The sequence below is a fragment of the Rhodopseudomonas sp. BR0C11 genome (genome assembly GCF_010820945.1).
GTDB lineage: Bacteria > Pseudomonadota > Alphaproteobacteria > Rhizobiales > Xanthobacteraceae > Rhodopseudomonas > Rhodopseudomonas palustris_H.
The window spans coordinates 1-464 of sequence record NZ_QTKI01000846.1; the positions used below are offsets into that span (position 1 = coordinate 1).

Consider the following 464-nt stretch of genomic DNA (forward strand, 5'->3'; position numbering starts at 1 on the left):
GTGTCGAGCAACCGGGGGTGGTCACGCTGGTGCAGGCCGATCGACGGCTCATCGAGCACGTAGAGTACGCCGGTGAGGCCGCTGCCGATCTGCGAGGCGAGGCGGATGCGCTGGCTTTCGCCGCCCGACAGCGTGCCGGACGAGCGCGACAGCGTCAGATAGTTGAGGCCGACGTCGAGCAGGAAGCTGAGGCGGTCGCGGATCTCTTTGAGGATGCGGACGGCGATCTCGCTCTGCTGCTTGTTGAGCACGTCCGGCACCTTGGCGAACCAGTCGCCGGCCGCCTTGACCGACAGCTCGGAGACTTCGCCGATATGCTTGCCGCCGATCTTGACGCACAGCGCCTCGGGCTTGAGGCGATGGCCGTGGCAGGCGTCTCATGGCACGTCGGAGAAGTACTTGCCGAGCTCCTCACGCGCCCACTCGCTCTCGGTCTCGCGGAAGCGGCGCTCGATATTGGTGAC

At 66.4% G+C, this 464-nt stretch carries 1 pseudogene; it reads right to left on the reverse strand.

Annotated elements, in window-relative coordinates:
* Positions 1–464: pseudogene (locus DYI24_RS27740) on the reverse strand (excinuclease ABC subunit UvrA); the annotation flags it as partial.